The sequence below is a fragment of the Pseudomonas sp. MMS21 TM103 genome, from assembly GCF_022132145.1.
GTDB lineage: Bacteria > Pseudomonadota > Gammaproteobacteria > Pseudomonadales > Pseudomonadaceae > Aquipseudomonas.
In genome coordinates this window covers 272382-294343 of the sequence record NZ_JAJISP010000001.1, presented here as the reverse complement: position 1 = coordinate 294343, position 21962 = coordinate 272382, and the positions used below count along the sequence as shown (strand labels likewise).

The 21962-nt window shown below is 60.2% G+C and carries 23 protein-coding genes and 1 other RNA gene; 17 read left to right on the top strand and 7 right to left on the bottom strand.

The genetic code is table 11. The features are described from left to right. Positions 1 to 65: 65 nt before the first annotated feature. The 3 genes from LJY18_RS01400 to cysN all read left to right on the top strand — a co-directional run bounded on the left by LJY18_RS01400 (position 66) and on the right by cysN (position 3787). On the top strand, positions 66 to 824 hold the full coding sequence (locus tag LJY18_RS01400; RefSeq protein ID WP_238039952.1) for a Nif3-like dinuclear metal center hexameric protein: 759 nt from the start codon (positions 66 to 68) through the stop codon (positions 822 to 824). Between the two features lie 142 nt (positions 825 to 966). Further along, on the top strand, positions 967 to 1884 hold the full coding sequence (gene cysD / locus LJY18_RS01395; RefSeq protein WP_238039951.1) for a sulfate adenylyltransferase subunit CysD: 918 nt from the start codon (positions 967 to 969) through the stop codon (positions 1882 to 1884). Position 1885: 1 nt separating this feature from the next. Continuing rightward, a complete protein-coding gene (cysN, locus tag LJY18_RS01390; protein WP_238039950.1) occupies positions 1886 to 3787 on the top strand; it encodes a sulfate adenylyltransferase subunit CysN in 1902 nt (633 codons plus the stop codon). Positions 3788 to 4038: 251 nt separating this feature from the next. Here cysN and LJY18_RS01385 read toward each other — a convergent pair whose 3' ends face one another. Further along, positions 4039 to 4482: a YhcB family protein gene (locus LJY18_RS01385; protein ID WP_238039949.1), complete on the bottom strand. Its 444-nt coding sequence runs from the start codon at positions 4480 to 4482 to the stop codon at positions 4039 to 4041. Between the two features lie 133 nt (positions 4483 to 4615). Here LJY18_RS01385 and LJY18_RS01380 point away from each other — a divergent pair, with 133 nt between their 5' ends. The 3 genes from LJY18_RS01380 to zapE all read left to right on the top strand — a co-directional run bounded on the left by LJY18_RS01380 (position 4616) and on the right by zapE (position 7880). Next, on the top strand, positions 4616 to 5251 hold the full coding sequence (locus LJY18_RS01380; protein ID WP_238039948.1) for an alpha/beta hydrolase: 636 nt from the start codon (positions 4616 to 4618) through the stop codon (positions 5249 to 5251). Between the two features lie 23 nt (positions 5252 to 5274). Beyond that, positions 5275 to 6621, top strand: coding sequence for a tryptophan--tRNA ligase (locus LJY18_RS01375; RefSeq protein WP_238039947.1), 1347 nt, complete (start codon positions 5275 to 5277; stop codon positions 6619 to 6621). A 164-nt stretch (positions 6622 to 6785) separates the two neighbouring features. Beyond that, positions 6786 to 7880 carry a cell division protein ZapE gene (zapE, locus tag LJY18_RS01370; protein WP_238039946.1) on the top strand — a complete coding sequence of 365 codons (1095 nt, stop codon included), beginning with the start codon at positions 6786 to 6788 and terminating at the stop codon, positions 7878 to 7880. A 93-nt stretch (positions 7881 to 7973) separates the two neighbouring features. Here zapE and LJY18_RS01365 read toward each other — a convergent pair whose 3' ends face one another. Next, positions 7974 to 8879 (bottom strand): GlxA family transcriptional regulator, encoded by a 906-nt coding sequence (locus tag LJY18_RS01365; RefSeq protein WP_238041092.1) that lies wholly within the window; start codon positions 8877 to 8879, stop codon positions 7974 to 7976. 238 nt (positions 8880 to 9117) lie between these two features. Here LJY18_RS01365 and LJY18_RS01360 point away from each other — a divergent pair, with 238 nt between their 5' ends. Further along, positions 9118 to 10254: an acyl-CoA dehydrogenase family protein gene (locus LJY18_RS01360; RefSeq protein ID WP_238039945.1), complete on the top strand. Its 1137-nt coding sequence runs from the start codon at positions 9118 to 9120 to the stop codon at positions 10252 to 10254. A gap of 64 nt (positions 10255 to 10318) precedes the next feature. Here the strand turns inward: LJY18_RS01360 and LJY18_RS01355 are convergent, their stop codons facing one another. Beyond that, complete coding sequence (locus tag LJY18_RS01355; protein ID WP_238039944.1) at positions 10319 to 11356, bottom strand: NADP(H)-dependent aldo-keto reductase; 1038 nt, start codon at positions 11354 to 11356, stop codon at positions 10319 to 10321. A gap of 248 nt (positions 11357 to 11604) precedes the next feature. Between LJY18_RS01355 and rplM the strand changes: the two genes are divergently transcribed. From rplM to LJY18_RS01320, 7 genes are all read left to right on the top strand, one after another. Further along, positions 11605 to 12033 carry a 50S ribosomal protein L13 gene (rplM, locus tag LJY18_RS01350; RefSeq protein ID WP_172144120.1) on the top strand — a complete coding sequence of 143 codons (429 nt, stop codon included), beginning with the start codon at positions 11605 to 11607 and terminating at the stop codon, positions 12031 to 12033. 14 nt (positions 12034 to 12047) lie between these two features. Then, on the top strand, positions 12048 to 12440 hold the full coding sequence (gene rpsI, locus LJY18_RS01345; RefSeq protein ID WP_238039943.1) for a 30S ribosomal protein S9: 393 nt from the start codon (positions 12048 to 12050) through the stop codon (positions 12438 to 12440). 252 nt (positions 12441 to 12692) lie between these two features. Then, on the top strand, positions 12693 to 13286 hold the full coding sequence (petA, locus tag LJY18_RS01340) for a ubiquinol-cytochrome c reductase iron-sulfur subunit (protein WP_238039942.1): 594 nt from the start codon (positions 12693 to 12695) through the stop codon (positions 13284 to 13286). Then, a complete protein-coding gene (locus LJY18_RS01335; protein ID WP_238041091.1) occupies positions 13286 to 14497 on the top strand; it encodes a cytochrome b in 1212 nt (403 codons plus the stop codon). The genes petA and LJY18_RS01335 overlap by 1 nt, the downstream gene beginning before the upstream one ends. Beyond that, entirely contained in the window at positions 14497 to 15276 is a 780-nt protein-coding gene (locus LJY18_RS01330) for a cytochrome c1 (RefSeq protein WP_238039941.1), read from the top strand. The genes LJY18_RS01335 and LJY18_RS01330 overlap by 1 nt, the downstream gene beginning before the upstream one ends. A gap of 90 nt (positions 15277 to 15366) precedes the next feature. Then, positions 15367 to 15984 carry a glutathione S-transferase N-terminal domain-containing protein gene (locus tag LJY18_RS01325; protein ID WP_238039940.1) on the top strand — a complete coding sequence of 206 codons (618 nt, stop codon included), beginning with the start codon at positions 15367 to 15369 and terminating at the stop codon, positions 15982 to 15984. 16 nt (positions 15985 to 16000) lie between these two features. Next, on the top strand, positions 16001 to 16414 hold the full coding sequence (locus LJY18_RS01320) for a ClpXP protease specificity-enhancing factor (protein WP_238039939.1): 414 nt from the start codon (positions 16001 to 16003) through the stop codon (positions 16412 to 16414). A 48-nt stretch (positions 16415 to 16462) separates the two neighbouring features. Here the strand turns inward: LJY18_RS01320 and LJY18_RS01315 are convergent, their stop codons facing one another. The 4 genes from LJY18_RS01315 to LJY18_RS01300 are packed head-to-tail and all read right to left on the bottom strand — an operon-like array spanning position 16463 to position 19799. Continuing rightward, positions 16463 to 16996, bottom strand: a complete 534-nt coding sequence (locus LJY18_RS01315; RefSeq protein ID WP_238039938.1) for a BON domain-containing protein — start codon at positions 16994 to 16996, stop codon at positions 16463 to 16465. Next, entirely contained in the window at positions 16993 to 17586 is a 594-nt protein-coding gene (locus LJY18_RS01310) for a phosphoheptose isomerase (protein ID WP_238039937.1), read from the bottom strand. The genes LJY18_RS01315 and LJY18_RS01310 overlap by 4 nt, the downstream gene beginning before the upstream one ends. Before the next feature lie 30 nt (positions 17587 to 17616). Continuing rightward, positions 17617 to 17991, bottom strand: coding sequence for a YraN family protein (locus LJY18_RS01305; RefSeq protein WP_269137655.1), 375 nt, complete (start codon positions 17989 to 17991; stop codon positions 17617 to 17619). Then, the gene (locus LJY18_RS01300; RefSeq protein WP_238039936.1) at positions 17988 to 19799 is read right to left on the bottom strand and encodes a penicillin-binding protein activator; all 1812 of its coding nucleotides are present in this window, start codon (positions 19797 to 19799) and stop codon (positions 17988 to 17990) included. The genes LJY18_RS01305 and LJY18_RS01300 overlap by 4 nt, the downstream gene beginning before the upstream one ends. A 141-nt stretch (positions 19800 to 19940) precedes the next feature. Between LJY18_RS01300 and rsmI the strand changes: the two genes are divergently transcribed. The 3 genes from rsmI to mraZ all read left to right on the top strand — a co-directional run bounded on the left by rsmI (position 19941) and on the right by mraZ (position 21961). Further along, on the top strand, positions 19941 to 20795 hold the full coding sequence (gene rsmI, locus LJY18_RS01295) for a 16S rRNA (cytidine(1402)-2'-O)-methyltransferase (RefSeq protein WP_238041089.1): 855 nt from the start codon (positions 19941 to 19943) through the stop codon (positions 20793 to 20795). A 41-nt stretch (positions 20796 to 20836) separates the two neighbouring features. Further along, positions 20837 to 21195, top strand: an RNA gene (gene rnpB / locus LJY18_RS01290) — RNase P RNA component class A. A gap of 310 nt (positions 21196 to 21505) precedes the next feature. Beyond that, a complete protein-coding gene (mraZ, locus tag LJY18_RS01285) occupies positions 21506 to 21961 on the top strand; it encodes a division/cell wall cluster transcriptional repressor MraZ (protein ID WP_090447645.1) in 456 nt (151 codons plus the stop codon). The last annotated feature ends 1 nt before the right edge of the window (position 21962 follow it).

The following is a 21962-nucleotide window of genomic DNA, read 5'->3' as shown; positions in this document are numbered from 1 at the left end:
GCCCCTTAAGGTGCGCCATTATAGAGGGCCGATTGCCAATAAGGCAGCGCAGGTGAGGAATCCATATGGCTATTGCCTTGACCACCCTGGTGGAAGAAGCACAGCGCTACTTGAATGCCGCCCGGATCAGTGACTACTGCCCGAATGGTTTGCAAATCGAAGGTCGGCCCCAGGTGCGGCGTGTCGTCAGCGGAGTCACCGCCAGTCAGGCCCTGGTCGATGCCGCGGTGGAAGCTGAAGCGGATGTGCTGCTGGTGCACCACGGCTATTTCTGGAAGGGCGAAAATCCCTGTATCACCGGCATGAAGCAGCGCCGCTTGAAAACCCTGCTGAGCAACGATATCAGCTTGCTGGCCTATCACCTGCCGCTTGATCTGCACCCGGAGGTCGGCAATAACGTGCAGTTGGCCGCCCAGCTCGATATTACCGTCGAGGGGCCGCTCGATCCGGATGACCCACGTACAGTTGGTTTGCTGGGCTCTTTGCGCGAGCCCATGAGCCCCCGCGATTTCGCCCGCCGGGTCCAGGAAGTGCTCGGCCGTGAGCCCTTGTTGGTCGAAGGTCCGGAGGTGGTTCGCCGGATCGGTTGGTGCACCGGTGGTGGGCAGGGCTATATCGACCAGGCCATTGCGGCTGGCGTTGACCTCTACCTGACCGGCGAGGCGTCCGAACAAACCTTTCACAGCGCTCGTGAGAACGGCATCAGCTTCATCGCCGCCGGCCACCATGCCACCGAGCGTTATGGCGTGCAGGCGCTGGGTGATTACCTGGCGCGTCGGTTTGCCATCGAGCATCTGTTTATCGACTGTCCCAATCCAATCTGATGTCCGTGTGCGGTCGATTACGCGGGTATAAAGCTAGATCGTTTCGATCTAGCTAGCCCCCTGATTAGAAGCGGGTGCTGTGCTAAAGTGCGCCATCGTCCACGGCCCGCCGGCCCAACCACACTGCAAATCGTGAGTAACCATGCTCGAAAAACTGACCCACCTGAAACAGCTGGAGGCGGAAAGTATCCACATCATTCGTGAAGTGGCCGCCGAATTCGACAACCCGGTAATGCTCTATTCCATCGGTAAAGACTCCGCCGTGATGCTGCACCTGGCACGCAAGGCGTTCTTTCCCGGCAAGCTGCCGTTCCCAGTGATGCATGTCGACACTCGCTGGAAATTTCAGGAGATGTATTCGTTTCGCGACAAGATGGTCACGGAGTACGGCCTGGATCTGATCACCCACATCAACCCCGATGGCGTGGCCCAGGACATGAACCCCTTCACTTACGGCAGTGCCAAGCACACCGATGTGATGAAGACCGAGGGCCTCAAGCAGGCGCTGGACAAATACGGCTTCGATGCCGCCTTCGGTGGCGCGCGCCGTGACGAAGAGAAATCCCGGGCCAAGGAACGGGTGTACTCCTTCCGCGACAGCAAGCACCGCTGGGACCCCAAGAACCAGCGCCCCGAGCTGTGGAACGTGTACAACGGCAAGGTCAAGAAGGGCGAGTCGATCCGCGTCTTCCCGCTGTCCAACTGGACCGAGCTGGATATCTGGCAGTACATCTATCTGGAGCAGATCCCGATTGTGCCGCTGTACTTCGCTGCTGAGCGCGAAGTGATCGAGAAGAATGGCACGCTGATCATGATCGACGACGATCGCATCCTCGAGCACCTTTCCGACGATGAAAAAGCCCGTATCACAAAGAAGATGGTGCGCTTCCGTACCCTCGGTTGCTACCCGCTGACCGGTGCAGTGGAATCCACGGCCACCAGCCTGACCGACATCATTCAGGAAATGCTCCTGACCCGAACGTCCGAGCGTCAGGGGCGGGTCATCGACCACGATGCTGCCGGTTCGATGGAAGAGAAAAAACGTCAGGGGTACTTTTAAGATGTCGCACCAATCCGATCTGATCAGCGAGGACATCCTCGCCTACCTGGCCCAGCACGAACGCAAGGATTTGCTGCGCTTTCTCACCTGCGGCAACGTCGACGACGGCAAAAGTACCCTGATCGGCCGCCTGCTGCACGATTCCAAGATGATCTACGAAGATCATATGGAAGCCATTACCCGTGACTCGAAGAAGTCCGGCACCACTGGTGAAGAGGTCGATCTGGCGCTGCTGGTCGACGGCCTGCAGGCCGAGCGCGAGCAGGGCATCACCATCGATGTGGCTTACCGCTATTTCAGTACCTCCAGGCGCAAGTTCATCATTGCCGACACCCCCGGCCATGAGCAGTACACCCGCAACATGGCCACCGGCGCTTCCACCTGCGACCTGGCGATCATCCTGATCGATGCTCGTTATGGCGTGCAGACCCAGACCAAACGTCACAGCTTCATCGCCTCGCTGCTGGGTATCAAGCATATAGTCGTGGCCATCAACAAGATGGACCTGAAGGGCTTTGATCAGGGCGTATTCGAGCAGATCAAGGCCGATTACCTGAAGTTCGCCGAAGGTATCGCTCTCAAGCCGAGCTCGCTGCACTTCGTGCCGATGTCGGCGCTCAAGGGCGACAACGTGGTCAACAAGAGCGAGCGATCGCCCTGGTATGACGGCCAGTCACTGATGGAAATCCTCGAAACCGTTGAAGTCGCCGGTGACCGCAATTTCACCGACATGCGCTTCCCGGTGCAGTACGTCAACCGTCCCAACCTGAACTTCCGCGGCTTCGCCGGCACCCTGGCCAGCGGCATTGTGCGCAAGGGCGACGAGGTGGTGGTGTTGCCGTCTGGCAAGGGCAGCAAGGTCAAGTCCATCGTCACCTATGACGGCGAGCTTGAGCATGCCGGTCCAGGCCAGGCGATTACTCTGACCCTGGAAGACGAGATCGACGTCTCCCGTGGCGACATGCTGGTGCACGCCGATAACCGCCCGCAGGTGGTCGACAGCTTCAACGCCATGCTGGTGTGGATGGCCGAAGAGCCGATGCTGCCGGGCAAGAAATACGACATCAAGCGCGCCACCAGTTATGTGCCGGCCTCGATTGCCAGCATCACCCACCGGGTCGATGTGAACACGTTGGAGCATGGTTCGGCGAGCAGCCTGCACCTGAACGAGATCGGTCAGGTGCGAGTGGCCCTGGATGCGCCCATCGCCCTGGACGGCTATGCGCACAACCGCACCACTGGTTCGTTCATCATTATCGACCGCTTGACCAATGGCACCGTGGGTGCCGGCATGATCATCGCCGACCCGGTCGGTGCGCAGCATGCCGATGGCCACCACGGCAAGCTGGCCCACGTGTCGACCGAAGAGCGCGCCGCGCGCTTGGGTCAGCAGCCGGCCACCGTGCTGTTCAGCGGCCTGTCCGGTGCCGGTAAGAGCACCCTGGCCTATGCCGTCGAACGCAAGCTGTTCGATCAGGGGCGTGCGGTGTACGTGCTGGATGGCCAGAACCTGCGCCACGACCTGAACAAGGGCTTGCCGCAGGACCGCGCCGGACGCACCGAGAACTGGCGCCGTGCCGCCCATGTGGCGCGTCAGTTCAACGAGGCCGGCCTGCTGACCCTGGCGGCTTTCGTTGCGCCGGATGCCGAAGGCCGCGAGCAGGCCAGGGCGCTGCTCGGTGCCGAGCGCTTGATCACCGTCTATGTGCAGGCCTCTCCGCAGGTCTGTGCCGAACGCGATCCTCAGGGCTTGTACGCGGCGGCTGGCGACAATATTCCGGGGTTGTCATTCCCCTATGACGTGCCCTTGGATGCCGACCTGGTCATCGACACCCAGAGCTTGTCGCTGGAAGAGAGCGTCAGGCAGGTGCTGGTGTTGTTGCGTGAGCGCGGCGCGATCTAACGGGTCGCACGCCTAACAAAAAAGCCCCGCTCTTGAGCGGGGCTTTTTTGTTGGCGATGAGCGGATGTGAGTACTTATGGGGGGCCATGCTATTTGCCTAGGCACGGATTTCGCGACTGAAGCGCAGCGTCGTCCTGGCGCTTCCGCTGGGCCACGGTTGCCCATGCGGCAGGTAACGCCAACGTGTTGCAGCAGTTTGCCAGCCAGAGCTTTATTGGGCCGGGTTGACTGTCACCCGGCTCCGAATGCGCTCAGCGTTTGTTCTTCAGTCCGTAGCTTTCGTCGAGCATGCCCGGTACATCGGCGCTTTTCGGTGCATAGTCCTTGGGCATCTCCTGGGAAGCCGGAGGTTTCAGGCGCTCGCGTCGTTCGCTGCCGCCGTCTTCTGCGTGCAGGCTGGCGAGCAGGCGCTGGCGGGTCAGTTCGTCCAGTGCCAGACGGTTGGCTCCTTCGGACAGGTGCTGTTGCACGTCCTGATGGCTCTGGGTGAGCTTCTTCACCAGATTGGCGGTGGTGTTGAAATGGGTTACCACTTCGCTCTGGTAGGCGTCGAAGCGTTCCTGAATCTCGTCCAACTGGCGTTGTGTGCGGCCGGGGGCTGCATTAGGCGCAAGGCGAGCAATCAGGAAGCCGATGGCGATGCCGGCTACCAGGGTGATGGCCGGTAACAACCAGGCTGTGAGCGTCTGTTCCACGAGTCCTTCCTCTCTAAACGGCTTTGCTTTACGTTAACGGCTGGAACCTGCGCTGTATACCGCAATGTAAAGCTGTGCGACGCAGGCTGTCAGCTAGACGAGTCGACCCTCTAAGAGGTCACGGAGTTCACCGTTGCTCACCCGCGAAACCCCCGTTTTAATCGATGGCCCCTGTGGCCAGTTAGAAGCCCTGTGGCTGGATACCCCCGACGCCCGTGGTGTGGCGCTGATCTGTCACCCCAATCCGGTGCAGGGCGGGACCATGCTCAACAAGGTCGTCTCGACCCTGCAGCGCACCGCCCGCGACGTCGGCCTGGCTACCCTGCGCTTCAATTATCGGGGTGTCGGCGCCAGTGCCGGTGGTCATGACATGCACAGTGGCGAGGTGGATGACGCGGAGGCGGTGGCTCATTGGCTGCGTCAGCACTATCCGCAGCTGCCCCTGACCCTGTTGGGCTTTTCCTTTGGCGGCTTTGTCGCTGCCAGTCTCGGTGGGCGCCTGGAACATCAGGGCATAGAGCTGGCGCATTTATTCATGGTGGCGCCAGCGGTCAGCCGGCTGACCGCCGAGAATCCGCCGGCGCAGCGCTGTCCGCTGACGTTGATCCAGCCCGAGGCCGATGAAGTGATTGATCCGCAGGCGGTTTATGCCTGGTCCGCCGGCTTGGGGCGTGCCCATGAGCTGTTGAAAGTGGCAGAATGCGGCCACTTTTTTCACGGCAAGCTGACCGATCTCAAGGATCTGCTGCTGCCGCGCCTTTCGAACTGATTGCAGCCCTATAAGCGATAGCCATGACCACTCGTATCCTTACCGGCATAACCACCACCGGCACCCCGCATCTCGGTAACTACGCCGGCGCCATTCGTCCGGCGATAGTCGCCAGTCGCGCCGCCGATGCGGACTCCTTTTACTTTCTCGCCGATTACCATGCGCTGATCAAGTGTGATGATCCGGCGCGGATCCAGCGCTCGCGCCTGGAAATCGCCGCGACCTGGCTGGCCTGCGGCCTGGATGTGAGTCGGGCGACCTTCTACCGCCAGTCCGATATCCCGGAGATTCCCGAGCTGTGCTGGCTGCTCAGCTGTGTCGCGGGCAAGGGCCTGCTCAATCGTGCGCACGCCTACAAGGCGTCGGTCGACAAGAATGTCGAGCAGGGCGAGGACCCGGATGCTGGCATCACCATGGGCCTGTTCAGCTACCCGGTGCTGATGGCCGCAGACATCCTGATGTTCAACGCGCACAAGGTGCCGGTCGGTCGCGACCAGATCCAGCACGTCGAAATGGCGCGCGATATCGCCCAGCGCTTCAATCACCTGTTCGGCCAGGGCAAGGAGCTGTTCACCCTGCCCGAGGCGGTGATCGAGGAAGACGTAGCGACTCTGCCGGGCCTGGACGGGCGCAAGATGAGCAAGAGTTACGACAACACCATTCCGCTGTTCGGCACTGCCAAACAGCTCAAGGACGCCATCGCGCGTATCGTTACCGACTCCAGGCTGCCCGGCGAGCCCAAGGATCCGGACAGTTCCCATCTGTTCACCTTGTATCAGGCTTTCGCTGCACCAACCCAGCAGGCGGATTTTCGCGCCGAGTTGGTCAAGGGCCTGGCCTGGGGTGAGGCCAAGCAGCAATTGTTCCAGTTGCTCGATAGCGAGCTGGGCGAGGCGCGTGAGCGTTACCACGCCCTGATCGAGCGGCCCGCCGAGCTGGAAGATATCCTGCTGGCCGGCGCGGCCAAGGCGCGCAGGATTGCCACGCCCTTCCTCGGCGAGCTGCGCGAGGCGGTAGGCCTGCGTTCGTTCCGCAGCCAGCCCATCGGCGCCGAGAGCGGTAAGAAGAAGGCCAGCAAGAGTGCGCGGTTCGTCAGTTTTCGCGACGAAGACGGCAGCTTCCGTTTCCGTCTGCTGGACGCCGCAGGCGAGCAACTGCTGCTGTCCAGGTCGTTTGCCGACGGCAAGTCTGCCGGGCAGGTGAACAAGCGCCTGCAGTCGGGCGAGCCGCTGGATCTGCGTGAAGAGGGTGACGGCTTTGCGGTGTGGCTAGACGGTGAGTGCGTGGCGCAAAGCCCGGCGTTTGCCGATGTCAGCGCCTGCCGGGCGGCGATCCAGCGATTGCGCGAGGCCCTGGCGCCGCAGGAATAAGGCCTGCTCGATCGGATCGGGCCGTGCCCGTTGAGGGGCGGCCCGACGAAGCTCACCAGGGCTGCGCGGCTTTTTCTCTGTGCTTGCTACCTGGCTAGCCGATTGCCAAGTTGCGGGGGCGTCGTTAAAGTTACGCCCCCGTTTTACTGGCCCGGCTAACGAATATGACTCCCCTTGCGCGCTACCAGGCCGATCTCGAGCGGCCCGAATTTTTCCATGATGCAGCCCAGGAAACGGCGGTGCGTCATCTGCAGCGCCTGTACGACGATCTGGTCGCCGACGAGCAGGGCAAGTCAGGTCTGTTCGGCAAGTTGTTCGGCAAGAAGCCGCAGGGGCCGGTGAAGGGCCTGTATTTCTGGGGTGGGGTTGGCCGCGGCAAGACCTATCTGGTCGATACTTTCTTCGACTCGCTGCCGTTCGAGCGCAAGATGCGGACGCACTTCCACCGCTTCATGAAACGCGTGCACGAAGAAATGCGCAGCCTCAAAGGTGAGAAGAATCCGCTGGTGATCATCGGCCAGCGTTTTGCCGACGAGGCGCGGGTGATCTGCTTCGACGAATTCTTCGTCTCCGATATTACCGATGCGATGATCCTCGCCACTCTGCTCGAGGAGCTGTTCAAGAACGGCGTAAGCCTTGTGGCAACCTCCAACATAGTGCCGGACGGCCTGTACAAGGATGGCCTGCAGCGCGCGCGCTTCCTGCCGGCCATCGCCTTGCTCAAAGAGCATACCGAGATAGTCAACGTCGACAGTGGTATCGATTACCGCCTGCGGGCGCTGGAGCAGGCTGAACTGTTTCATTGGCCACTGGATGCGGCGGCCGAAGAGAGCCTGGAGAAGAGTTTCAGAAGCCTGTTGCCCGAACACTGTGTGGTGCAGGAGCACGAGGCGTTGATGGTTGAGAACCGCAGCCTGACTGCACGCAAGGTCGGCGATGACGTGGCTTGGTTCGAGTTTCGCGAGCTGTGCGACGGTCCGCGCAGTCAGAACGATTACATCGAGCTGGGCAAGATATTCCACGCGGTATTGCTGGCCAATGTCGAACAGATGGATGTGCATACGGACGATATGGCGCGACGTTTCATCAATTTGGTGGACGAGTTTTATGATCGCAACGTCAAGCTGATCATTTCCGCCGAAGTCGAACTGAAGGACCTCTACACCGGCGGCCGCCTGAATTTCGAGTTCCAGCGCACCCTGAGCAGGCTGCTCGAGATGCAGTCCCATGAGTTTCTGTCGCGGCCGCATAAGCCGTAACCGACGGTTTTGTGCGGCAAGTCCTTGAGTGTTCAGGGCCAGTCATGGGCGTGGCCGCGCCGTCGCCGCGCCCTGATCCCCCTGGTGGCGTGCTTACACCTGGGCGTCCTTGTGCTGGAATTGTCGGCGATACAGGTTGGGTGACAGCTCCGTGTGCTGGCGGAATAGGCGGGCGAAGAAGCTGGCGTCGTCGTAACCGACTTCGTAACTGATGGTCTTGATGCTCTTGCGCGTGGCACTGAGCAGGCTTTTCGCCGTTTCGATGCGCAGTCGTTGCAGGTAGTGCAGGGGTTTGTCGCCCGTGGCGGCCTGGAAGCGGCGCATGAAGTTGCGGATGCTCATGCCGTGTTCGCGGGCCACGTCCTCGAAGCGGAACTTGTCGGCGAAGTGCTCTTCCAGCCATTGTTGGATCTGCAGGATGGTCAGGTCGTGGTGCAGCTTCTGCCCGCCAAAGCCGATCCTGCCGGGGGTGTAGCTGCGCTGCACTTCGTAGAGGATGTCGCGGGCCACGCCCTGGGCCACGCTGGCGCCGCAGTAACGCTCGATCAGGTAGATGTAGAGGTCGCAGGCCGAGGTCACGCCGCCGGCGCAATACAGGTTGTCGGCGTCCGACAAGTGTTTCTCCTGGTTGAGCAGTACCTTGGGGAAGCGCTCGGCGAACTCGCGGAAGAAGCGCCAGTAGGTGGTGGCTTCCTTGCCGTCGAGCAAGCCCGCCTGGGCCATCCAGAACACCCCTTTAGCTTCGCCGCAGATCGCGCTTCCGGCCGCGTGGCACTCTTGTAGCCAGTGGAGTATCTGCGGGTGGCGCAGGCAGAGGGCGTCGAAATCATCCCAGAAGGTGGGCAGGATAATCACATCGGACGTGTCGAGGCCGCCGTCAACCGGGATCATGACGTTGCTGAAGCTGCGCACCGGCTGGCCGTCCGGGCTGACCAGGCGAATCTCGAAGGTTTCGGTCAGGCCGAGCCCCTGCTGTTTGCCGTAGCGCAGGCTGGCCATGTGGAAAAAGTCCTTGGCCTGCATCAGGGTCGAGGCAAATACCCCTTCGGTGGCGAGAATACTGACGCGCCGCAAGGGCAGTGGCTGCTGGGTGAGCATAATTAGGGTTCTTATCAAGGCTAAGTGGTCATCGTCTGGCTGGATCGTCTTATTTATTGGCGGTTGTGTCCAGTGCGAGCAAGCGTTTGCTTGGTTAAAGTCAGGGTTTCTTTAATCCGCTTCGTCGCAAGGTGCCAGCATGATCCCTAGAACCCTGTTCAGCTCCGACCATGAGCTTTTCCGCGATAGCGTACGCAAGTTTCTCGAGCAGGAAGCCGTGCCCTTTCATGCGCAGTGGGAAAAGGACGGGCATATCGATCGCCAGCTGTGGAGCAAGGCGGGCGAGGCGGGGATGCTCTGTTCGCATATCCCGGAAGAGTACGGCGGCATGGCTGCCGATTTTCTCTACAGTACGGTGGTGATCGAGGAGGTCGGTCGTCTAGGGCTGACCGGCATCGGTTTCTCCCTGCACTCGGACATAGTCGCGCCCTACATCCTGCATTACGGCTCAGAGGCGCTGAAGCACAAATACCTGCCGAAGCTGGTGTCCGGTGAGATGGTCACCGCGATCGCCATGACGGAGCCGGGCGCCGGCTCCGACCTGCAGGGGGTGAAAACCACTGCGGTGCTGGATGGTGACGACTATGTGATCAACGGCTCCAAGACCTTCATTACCAACGGTTACCTGGCCGATCTGGTGATCGTGGTGGCCAAGACCGACCCGAAAGCCGGGGCCAAGGGCACCAGCCTGTTTCTGGTCGAGGCCAGCACACCGGGCTTCGCCAAGGGCAAGCGCCTGGAAAAGGTCGGTATGAAGGCCCAGGACACTTCCGAGCTGTTCTTCCAGGATGTGCGAGTGCCCAAGGAGAATTTGCTGGGTCAGGCCGGCATGGGCTTCGCCTACCTGATGCAGGAGCTGCCCCAGGAGCGCCTGACCGTGGGTGTCGGTGCCCTGGCCTCGGCCGAGGCAGCCTTGCAGTGGACTCTGGACTACACCCGCGAGCGCAAGGCGTTCGGCAAGGCCATTGCGGATTTCCAGAACACCCGCTTCAAACTGGCGGAAATAGCCACGGAAATTCAGATTGGTCGGGTCTTTGTCGATCGCTGTCTCGAATTGCACCTGCAGGGCAAGCTGGATGTGCCTACTGCGGCGATGCTCAAGTACTGGGGCACCGACCTGCAGTGCAGGGTGCTAGACGAGTGCGTGCAATTGCATGGCGGCTACGGCTACATGTGGGAATACCCGGTGGCGCGCGCCTGGGCCGATGCCCGGGTGCAGCGCATCTACGCTGGCACCAACGAGATTATGAAGGAAATCATTGCCCGTTCGTTGTAGGGGAAAGGACGGGCCTGGAGGTAGGGCGGGTGTTGGTCCGTCCTACGCCTGGCTCCGGCAGTGTTCAGGGTGCTGGGTTGGGTTGCGTCTGGTGGATCGCCTCTATACCGGCCAGCAGCTCATCGTCTAGGGTCAGTTCGCTGCTCATCAGGTTGGCCTCCAGCTGCTCCATGGTGGTGGCGCCGATGATGTTGCTGGTCACGAAGGGTTGGGCGGTGACGAAGGCCAGGGCCATTTGCGCCGGATCCAGGCCGAACTCGCGAGCGAGGGCGACATAGCGTGAGCAGGCGGCCTCGGATTGCGCATTGGTGTAGCGGGTAAAGCGGCTGAACAGGCTGATTCGTGCATTGGCCGGGCGGGCGCCGCCTTCGTATTTTCCGGAGAGCATGCCGAAGGCCAGTGGCGAATATGCCAGCAGGCCACACTGTTCGCGCATGGCGACTTCCGCCAGGCCGACCTCGAAGCTGCGGTTGAGCAGGTTGTAGGGGTTCTGGATCGAGGCCGCGCGCGGCCCACCATGACTTTCTGCCAGCTGGAGAAATTTCATGGTGCCCCAGGGGGTTTCGTTGGACAGGCCGATGTGGCGGATCTTGCCGGCTTTGACCTGTTCGTCGAGCACCGCCAGGGTTTCCTCCAGGGCGGTGAACTCGCTGTCCTGATGGCGATAGCCGAGCTGGCCGAAGAAGTTGGTCGGGCGCTCGGGCCAGTGCAGCTGGTAGAGGTCGATCCAGTCGGTCTGCAGGCGCTTCAGGCTGGCGTCCAGTGCGGCGACCAGGTGTGCCCGGTTGAATTTCAGGTTGCCGCCCCGGATGTAGTCGATACCGTTGCCCGGGCCGGCGATCTTGCTCGCCAGTACCCAGTCAGCGCGATCACCGTGACGTTTGAAGTAATCGCCGATGATCTGCTCAGTCTTGCTGTAGGTCTCGGCGCGCGGCGGCACCGGGTACATCTCGGCAGTGTCGAGGAAATTGACGCCGTGGGCCTTGCTGCGTTCTATCTGGGCGAATGCTTCGTCAGCGCTGTTCTGTTCACCCCAGGTCATGCTGCCGAGGCAGAGGGCGCTGACACGCAAATCGGTGCGGCCTAGCTGGCGATAATCCATTTGCAGCTCCTTTTTGTAAAACAACCATACAAGCAGGTTGAATTTATTTTCGCAATCGGCATAATTGCGCACCTCTTTCTGCAGTGGAAGTGATGCGCCGCCTGCCGAAGAATCTTGCCGTATTACGGACGCGCTGACCCGAGCCCCCGATAGCGCCTGTTTTCGGCTGCCTTTGACTTGTCAAAGTAAGCACTATTCAGTAAGATCCGCCGTCTTATTTATCAGGGCGGCCCCTGAGGCTATAAAGAATGAAAACTTTTACTGCTAAACCGGAAACAGTAAAGCGCGACTGGTTCGTCGTCGACGCTGCGGGTCAGACACTGGGTCGTCTGGCTACCGAAATTGCCAGCCGTCTGCGTGGCAAGCATAAGCCTGAGTACACTCCGCACGTAGATACTGGCGATTACATCGTCGTGATCAATGCAGAGCAGGTACGTGTGACTGGTGCCAAGACCACCGACAAGATGTACTACTCTCACTCCGGTTTTCCGGGCGGCATCAAGTCGATCAGCTTTGAAAAGTTGATCGCCAAGGCGCCAGAACGTGTGATCGAGACCGCGGTCAAAGGCATGCTGCCGAAGAACCCGCTGGGTCGCGACATGTACCGTAAGCTGAAAGTGTACGCGGGCGCTGCTCACCCTCACACTGCTCAGCAGCCCCAAGAACTGAAGATTTAACGGAATAGTTCATTATGTCGGCGACTCAAAATTACGGCACTGGCCGTCGCAAGACTGCAACCGCTCGCGTTTTTCTGCGTGCGGGCACTGGCAAAATCTCCATCAATAACCGCACTCTCGACGGTTTCTTCGGTCGCGAAACTGCCCGCATGGTAGTTCGTCAGCCGCTGGAATTGGTTGAGATGACCGAGAAGTTCGATATCTTCGTCACCGTTCTCGGTGGCGGTGTGAGTGGCCAGGCCGGCGCAATCCGCCACGGCATCACTCGCGCACTGATGGACTACGACGAATCGCTGCGTCCTGCTCTGCGCAAGGCTGGCTTCGTGACTCGCGATGCACGTGAAGTTGAGCGTAAGAAGGTTGGTCTGCGTAAAGCGCGTAAGCGTCCGCAGTACTCCAAGCGTTAATTCGCTACCTGCGTTCAAGAGCGCCCGGTTTCCTTTTGGAGCTGGGCGTTTTTTTTGGGCGACTGGTTCTCTGCGACATCATGCCGCAGCTGTGCGCGCCGCGCGCTGTAAGGGATTGAGCTATTTCCTGTAAGGTAATTACCTTGTCAGAATAGGGGCTTTTCTTTACCATTTGGCGGATTTTTTGCGCGACTCGATTTTTACCTAGTAGAGGCCTGACAACAGGCCACAAAGCTGATGGGAGACGACTGAATGAGCAATGACGGCGTGAATGCAGGCCGGCGTCGCTTCTTGGTGGCAGCCACCTCTGTGGTGGGTGCTGCTGGAGCGGTGGGTGCCGCGGTCCCGTTCGTGGGGTCATGGTTCCCGAGCGCCAAGGCTAAAGCTGCCGGTGCACCTGTGAGGGTGAACGTTGGCAAGATCGAGCCTGGCCAGCAAATGGTTGCCGAGTGGCGGGGGCAGCCGGTTTTTATCGTGCGCCGTACTGAGGAAATTCTCAGCAACCTGATAAAACTCGAGCCGCAACTGGCCGATATCGAATCGCAGAGCTCTGTACAGCCGAGCTATGTCGATCCGAAAACCCGTTCGATCAAGCCGGAGTTGTTGCTGCTGGTCGGCCTGTGCACCCACCTGGGCTGCGCGCCGTCCTTCCGTCCGGAAGTGGCGCCTGCAGACCTTGGGAGCGAGTGGGTAGGGGGATATTTCTGCCCTTGCCACGGTTCTCGCTATGACCTCGCTGGCCGGGTCTACAAAGCGCAGCCTGCGCCCTTGAACCTGCCGGTGCCGCCGCACACGTACGAGACGGATGATGTGATCATCATCGGTGTGGATCAGGAGCAAGCATGATGAGTAAGTTCATGGAATGGGTGGATGCGCGCTTCCCGGCGACCAAGATGTGGGAAGACCATCTGAGCAAATATTACGCACCGAAGAACTTCAACTTCTTCTACTTTTTCGGCTCCCTGGCATTGCTGGTGCTGGTCAATCAGATTGTCACTGGCATCTGGCTGACCATGAGTTACACGCCCTCGGCTGAAGAGGCGTTTGCTTCGGTCGAGTACATCATGCGTGACGTCGAGTACGGCTGGATTCTGCGCTACCTGCACTCCACTGGTGCTTCGGCATTCTTCGTGGTGGTCTACCTGCACATGTTCCGCGGTCTGCTCTATGGCTCCTACCAGAAGCCGCGCGAGCTGGTGTGGATCTTCGGCATGCTGATCTACCTGATGCTGATGGCGGAAGCCTTCATGGGTTACCTGCTGCCGTGGGGGCAGATGTCCTACTGGGGCGCTCAGGTGATCATCTCGCTGTTTGGTGCCATTCCGGTCATCGGTGCGGACCTGACGCAGTGGATTCGGGGTGACTACCTTATCTCCGGGATCACCCTGAACCGCTTCTTTGCCCTGCACGTCGTTGCGCTGCCGATCGTGATCCTCGGTCTGGTTGTCCTGCATATCCTGGCATTGCACGAAGTCGGTTCGAACAACCCCGACGGCGTTGAAATCAAGAAGAAGAAAGACGCGAACGGGATACCGCTGGATGGCATTCCTTTCCATCCCTACTACACCGTGAAAGACATCGTCGGCGTGGTGGTGTTCCTGTTTATCTTCTGCTTCATCGTGTTCTTCTTCCCGGAAATGGGTGGTTACTTCCTCGAGAAGCCGAACTTCGAAGTGGCCAACTCGTTCAAGACGCCAGCACACATCGCCCCTGTCTGGTACTTCACGCCGTTTTACGCGATCTTGCGTGCGATCCCCGACAAGCTGATGGGTGTCATCGCCATGGGCGGCGCCATTGCCGTGCTGTTCGTGCTGCCGTGGCTGGATCGTAGTCCGGTCAAGTCGATGCGTTACAAGGGCTGGATGAGCAAGATCTGGCTGCTGGTGTTCTGCGTGTCCTTCGTCATTCTGGGCGTGCTGGGCGTACTGGCGCCGACTCCGGGGCGCACACTGCTGTCGCAGGTGTGTACCTTCCTGTACTTCGCGTACTTCATCCTGATGCCGTTCTATACCAGGATGGAGAAGACCAAACCGGTTCCGGAAAGGGTGACTGGCTGATGAAAAAGCTATTTGCTGCGTTTGTTATTGCTGCGCTGCCAGTCTTCGCTATCGCTAGTGAAGCCGGCGTGCATTTGGACAAAGTCGAAATTGACCTGACCGACAAGGCCGGCATGCAGGATGGTGCGCGGACCTTCGCCAACTACTGCATGGGTTGTCACAGCGCCAAGTTCCAGCGCTATGAGCGTGTAGCCGATGACCTGGGTATTCCGCATGAATTGATGCAGGAGAACCTGATCTTCAACGACGCCAAGATTGGCGACCACATGAAGATCGGCATGCAGGTCGAAGATGCCAAGGTCTGGTTCGGGGCAGCGCCTCCGGATCTGACTCTGGTCGCTCGCGTGCGGGGCACCGACTGGCTGTATACCTACCTGCGTACTTTCTACGACGATCCGAGCCGACCGCTGGGCGCCAATAACGTGGTGTTCCCGAACGTCGGTATGCCGAACGTGTTGGCCTCCCTGCAAGGGCGTCAATACATAGGTTGCAAGCAGGTTCAGGTGGTAGAGAATGGTAAGAAGCAGTTCGATCCGTTGTCGGGCACACCCATAACGCATGAGGCCTGCGATCAGTTGGTCGTCGAGCCGAAAAGCGGTGCCCTCAGCGAAGAAGAGTTCGACACCAAGATCAAGAATCTGGTGACCTTCCTGGCTTACTCGGCTAATCCGGTGAAGCTGGAAAGCCAGCGTATCGGCGGCTACGTGCTGCTGTATCTGGCCTTCTTCTTCGTCTTCGCCTACCTGCTCAAGCGTGAGTACTGGAAGGACGTGCATTAACTTTTTGTCGCTTCACTGTTGTCCTGCGCGCCCCTTTGGGCGCGCAGTCTTTTCTGCTTCCAATAACCTATATAAGCGAGGAGGACCGCCATGAGCGTGACCAACCGGTTAGCCTGCTACTCCGACCCCGCCGACCACTATTCCCACCGCGTACGCATCGTGCTCGCCGAGAAGGGTGTCAGCGCCGAGATCATCAGTGTCGAAAAGGACCGTTATCCGGCAAGACTGCTGGAGGTGAACCCCTATGCCAGCTTGCCGACCCTGGTCGACCGTGATTTGGCGTTGTACGAGTCGACAGTGGTGATGGAATATCTGGATGAGCGCTATCCGCATCCGCCGTTGTTGCCGGTTTATCCGGTGGCGCGGGCCAATAGCCGCCTGCTGATTCATCGTATTCAGCGTGATTGGTGTGCTCAGGTCGACCTGATCCTCGACCCGCGCAGCAAGGAGCCGGCTCGCGTGCTGGCTCGCAAAGAACTCCGTGAGAGCCTCACCGGCGTTTCGCCGCTGTTCGCCGACAAGGCCTACTTTCTCAGTGATGAGATGAGCCTGGTGGATTGTTGTTTGCTGCCGCTGCTCTGGCGCCTGCCGGTGCTGGGTATCGAATTGGCCAAGCCAGCCAAGCCGTTGCTCGATTATATGGACCGTCAGTTTGCCCGCGAGGCCTTTCAGGTCAGTCTTTCCCCCGTTGAGCGCGATATGCGCTGAAGCTGAGGAGGCTTTGATGAATTCCAGTCGTCCTTACCTGGTCCGTGCACTTTACGAGTGGATCGTCGACAACGACTGCACTCCGCATTTGTTGGTCAACGCCGAATTTCCTGGTGTGCAAGTCCCGCCAGGCTTTGCCAGTGATGGGCAGATCGTGCTTAACGTCTCGCCCAGTGCCGTGCGTCATCTGCATATGGATAACGAGGCGGTGAGCTTCGAGGGGCGCTTCGGCGGGACGCCGTACAGTCTGTATGTCCCGGCTGGGGCCATACTGGCAATTTATGCGCGGGAGAATGGTCAGGGCATGGTCTTCGATCTGGAGCCGCCGGTGCCGGATGATGAAGAAGGCGATGGCCCGGATGATCAGGGGCCGCCAGACGGCGAGCCGCCGCGTCCCAGTGGGCGGCCCAGCCTGAAGGTGGTCAAGTAAACAAAAAAGGCGATCCACTGGATCGCCTTTTTTGTGTTCGGACAAAGATCAGTCGGTGTATTGAAACAGCTTGACGATCTTCTGCACGCCGGAGGTGCCCTGTACCAGGCTGGTCGCCCGACTGGCTTCCTGGCGTGAAACCAGGCCCAGCAGGTAGACGATGCCGTTCTCGGTGATCACCTTGATCCGCGAGCCCGGTACGGTGGCGTCGGTTACCATCTGGGCCTTGATCTTGGTGGTCAGCAGTGTGTCGTTGCTGCGCGCGAGCAGCGAGGTCGGCTGCAATACCTGCAGTTCGTTATGCACCTTTGTGACGTTCTGGACCCTGCGCGCCACCTGTTCGGCGGTGCTTTTCAGTTCACTGCGTGGCGTCTGGCCGGCCAGCAACACCACGCCGTTGTAACTGGTGACAACAATGTGCGAGGTCGGCTCGGTCAGGTCGGCATGAGCGCGGGAGATATTGGCGCTGACTTGCGGGGCGATGAACTGGTCATCAATTTTGTTGCCGATACTGCGGCTGCCGCAACCGGCAAGGAGCAGGCTGCACAACAGGCCGGCAAGGATCAGTGGTGAACGGGTCATTCTTCACTCCCAAATAATTGGCTGTCGATCAGGTCGCACAGGCAGTGGATCACCAGCAGATGAACTTCCTGAATGCGCGCGGTGATCTTCGACGGTACGCGAATTTCCACATCTTCCGGTAATAGCAGTGAGGCCATGCCGCCGCCATCGCGGCCCGTGAGGGCGACCACGGTCATTTCGCGGTCATGGGCGGCCTGTATGGCCTGGATCACGTTGGCCGAGTTGCCGCTGGTGGAAATCGCCAGCAGCACGTCGCCCGGCTGGCCGAGCGCGCGGATCTGCTTGGAAAAGATCTCGTTGTAGCTGTAGTCATTGGCGATCGAAGTAATGGTCGAGCTGTCGGTGGTCAGGGCGATGGCCGGCAGGCTCGGGCGTTCGCGCTCGAAACGGTTGAGCAGTTCGGAAGAAAAGTGTTGGGCATCGCCCGCCGATCCGCCGTTGCCGCAGGTGAGAATCTTGCCCTCGCTGAGCAGTGCCTGAACCATGGCCAGGCTGCCCTGCTCGATGAACGGAACCAATACTTCCAGAGCCTGTTGCTTGGTTTCAATGCTGGCCAGGAACAGTTGGCGGATACGGTCTTGCATTTCCATCAGAGATTTAACCTTCAGTGTGGCGCCGGTTCAGGTATCAAAAGCGTTTTGAATCCAGTTCAGCCGGGGAGTCGAGTTGCCTTCGGCGTTTATGGCAATCACGTCGAACCGGCAAGGGTGTTTGGCCCAGCGCGATTCCTGCTGCAAAAAGTGCATGGCTGCTTTCGTGAGCTTGTCGCGCTTGCGGGCGTCGACGCTCTCCACGGCGCCGCCCCAAGCGGAGTGCCGACGGTAGCGGACCTCGACGAATACTACTGTATCGGCGTCGAGCATGACCAGATCAAGCTCGCCGCGGCGACAGCTCCAGTTCTGCGCCAGGAGCTTCAGGCCGTGTTGCTGCAGATGCAGGCGGGCCAGTTCTTCGGCATCCTTGCCGCTGCTTTGCGTGCTGCTATGGTCGATCAATTGAGGCTGTCTGGCAGTCGCTCGACGCGACCGTCGCGGAACTCGGCCCAGGGCAGTTGGCGTTCGATGCGCTGCGCCGGGTTGAGGCTGAGGCTGCCGGACAGACCGTCGATCCGGGTCTCCGGCAGGGCCTTGAGCTGACCCAGGCGCGGTGCCAGGAGATAGGCGTCAGCACCCATGGCATAGAGCCGGCCGAGACTGCCGCCGGCTTGTGGCCACTGGCTTTCGACTTGCTGGCGTACCGGATCGTTGACGTTCAGCAGCCAGGGCGTTTCGCAAAAGCGGATGCCGTTCAGGTCGTGGTACTGCGCATCGCTGTGGTTGCCGGTAAACAGGTGCGAAGTGGCATAGACGGGCACGTCCCCGGCATATTGGAAGGCCAGGATCGGTTTGATCTGCTGCGCTTGCTGCGGGGTGGCCGCAAGGAAGATGAAGTCGATGTCCTGACGCCGTACTGGCTGCGCGGCCACCGCAACACCCAGGGTGTTCTTCAGCTGCTTGGTGCGTGCTTCGCTTTCGCGCAATTGGAACAGATTGGCGATTTGCCGCGCCAGTTCGACGGGCTGGTCAACATGTTCGGCGGCGATCAGGGTGCCGCCCTGGGCTTGCCAGCTCTGCTGGAAGGCATCGAGTACCCGGTCGCCCCAATCACCGCGCGGCACCAGGGCTGCTGCCCGGCGCATGCCGTCGGCCCAGGCGCGGCGTGCCGCTTCGCGCGCTTCATCTTCGGCGGCAAGGCCGAACTGGAACAACTGAACCGGGCCTTCCTGGCCTGGGTCGCCGTAGTTCAGGGCCAGGGTGGTGATTGGTAATTGCTCGCGATCACTGAGCTGCTTGACCAGTGGTTTTTCCAGTGGGCCGATAACCAGTTGCACGCCGGCGGTCTGTGCCTGGCGGTAGAACTCATCAAGCGAGCCCATGCTTGAGCTGTCATAGAACTGGATGTTTGGCGGGTTTTGCCCGGCCTGCTGAGCCTGATAGTGGGCCGAGAGAAAGCCGTCGCGCAAGGCGCGCGCTACGCCTGCAAGCGGGCCTTCTTGTGGCAGCAGCAGGGCGATTTCCTGGAGGGGCTGGCTGGACAACTCTTGCAGTTTTAGCAGCGCGGGCGGTAATTGCAGGGCGGCGGGATGCTGCGGGTGTTGTGCCAGCCAGTCATCGATGGCTGTTTGCTGTTGCTGCAAGGTGCCGGGGGTCTTGGCGGCCCGGGCCAGGCCCAGCCATCCAGTCAGGTCGGCTCCGTCGCTGGATTGCAGTTGCTCGCTTGGCAGGCTGGAGACCAGGCTCCAGATGGTTTCGTGGTTGCGTGTGGCTGGTTCGCCGCTGAGCAGCGGGGCGATGTACACGCGTTCGCGCGCCGCAGCAAGGATCTGGCCGTCGGCCTGCAATGCATTGGCGCGAGCCAGTTGGGTGCGCACTTGCTGTTCGACCGGCAGTTCCCCTAGGTGCTCCAAGCTGGGATGGCTGAGCGCCTTCAAGGCGGCTTTGGGTTTTTCGCGCGCCAGGGCCAGTTCGGCGGCCAAGGTGCTGGCATAGATCTGCGGGGCCGGTTTCAGGCCATTGAGTGGCACCTGTTCGAGGATGCTCTCGGCACGAGCGATATTTTTCTGCTGATAAGCCAGATCAGCGGCAGCGAGGCGCAGCAGGGCGGCTTGTTCGGGTTCGCTTTCGGTGGCCTGCAGCAGCAGTTGCTCGATGCTGGCTTGAGGCGTGCGTGGCAGTTCTCCCAGGCTGGATGAGGGCGGGCTGGCGCAGGCGGTAAGCAGGGCAGCAAGGCAGAGAACGAGGAGTGGACGCAGGCAGGCGATCATGTAAGCGTTCCTGATACTTGATCAAATGAACGGCGAATTGTACCCAAGGCCTGGCCCCGACGCGATGTCGATGGCGTGAAACGGGCTACAATGCGCGCTTTTCCGATTGATGAGGCTGGTGCTGTGACCACTCCCGGTGCATTGAATTCCACTCTTGGCACCCTATATGTGGTCGCCACACCAATTGGCAACCTGGACGACATCAGTGCACGTGCGCTCAAGGTGCTCGCTGATGTGGCCTTGATCGCCGCCGAGGACACCCGCCACTCCGTGCGTCTGCTGCAGCATTTCGGGATTGCCACGCCGCTGGCCGCCTGTCACGAGCACAATGAGCGCGATCAGGGCGGACGCTTTCTAGCGCGGCTGCTGGCCGGCGAGGACGTGGCGTTGATTTCCGACGCCGGTACGCCGTTGATTTCCGATCCGGGCTATCACCTAGTACGTCAGGCGCGTGCCGCCGGGGTTGCCGTAGTGCCGGTGCCGGGAGCCTGTGCGTTGATTGCGGCGCTGTCGGCGGCGGGATTGCCGTCCGACCGGTTTATTTTCGAGGGATTTCTGCCGGCCAAGGCCGCCGGCCGTCGTGCGCGCCTGGAGCAGGTAAAGGAAGAGCCGCGCACGCTGATCTTCTATGAGGCGCCGCACCGCATCCTCGAGTGCCTGGAAGATATGCAGGCGGTGTTCGGTGATGAGCGCCCGGCACTGCTCGCGCGGGAAATCACCAAGACCTTCGAGACGCTCAAAGGCCTGCCATTGGCCGAGTTACGCGCCTGGGTGGCGGCTGACAGCAATCAGCAGCGCGGCGAGTGTGTGGTCCTGGTCGCTGGCTGGCAGGCGCCGGAGGGCGAAGCGGCAGTCAGTGCCGAAGCGCTGCGTGTGCTCGAGCTGTTGCTCAAAGAAATGCCACTCAAGCGGGCGGCGGCGTTGGCGGCGGAAATCACTGGGGTGCGCAAGAACTTGCTCTATCAGGCGGCACTGGAGCGGCAGAAAGACGCTTGAGCCTTGTTCTATCGGGCGCGTGCCGGTAACCTTGGCGGCGGAGAGTCGATCGGACAGTCGCTGCCGTGTTTCGTTCTGCGAAATGCGGGGGAGGAAAGTCCGGGCTCCATAGGGCGGAGTGCCAGGTAACGCCTGGGAGGCGTGAGCCTACGGAAAGTGCCACAGAAAATAACCGCCTAAGCGCCTCGGCGCCGGTAAGGGTGAAAAGGTGCGGTAAGAGCGCACCGCACGGCTGGTAACAGTCCGTGGCTAGGCAAACCCCACTCGGAGCAAGACCAAATAGGGTTCCATTGGCGTGGCCCGCGCTGGAACCGGGTAGGTTGCTAAAGGCGTGCAGTGATGTACGTCGTAGAGGAATGACTGTCCTCGACAGAACCCGGCTTACAGATCGACTCTCCACCTTTTCTCTCTATCCGTGACACCCTCATTACTTCGCTTTTCTAAGACCAAAAAAATCTTACTCTTAACAAATCACTTTAAGTTCGAAGTGCAGATTGCTGTACACGCTCAATTTGCCTCGCAAAACTCCGCCTGATGCTCCGCTCTTACTCCTCTTTTGTTTGCTAAATCGCCGTTCTGTAAGGGTTTTTCCCTCCAGGCGCGCCTTGACGGTGGGGTGTGGGCGTTCCTATAGTGTGCACAGGTGGTAAGAAGTGGCATGAAGTGGGGTTTTTTGGGCATGGATAGCTAATTTAAGGGGAAGCGCAGCTGTGTTTCGTGGAGCCAACGCCATCAGTCTCGACGCCAAAGGGCGACTCGCGATGCCAAGTCGGTATCGGGACGAGCTCGTGTCGCGTTGTGCGGGCCAGCTGATCGTGACTATCGATGCCATCGACCCCTGCCTCTGTGTCTACCCACTGGCTGAGTGGGAGCTGATCGAGAACAAGCTGCGCGAATTGGCCTCCTTCCGTGAAGAGAACCGCCGTTTGCAGCGTCTGCTGATCGGCAATGCCGTTGACCTCGAGCTGGATGCAAGCGGTCGCTTTCTGGTACCGCCGCGTCTGCGCGAGTACGCCAGGCTGGATAAGCGCGCGATGTTGGTCGGCCAACTAAATAAATTTCAATTGTGGGACGAAGATGCCTGGAATGCGGTCGCCGATGCCGATTTGGCGGCCATCAAGCAGCCGGGTGCTCTGTCCGACGAACTACGTGACTTGATCCTGTGAC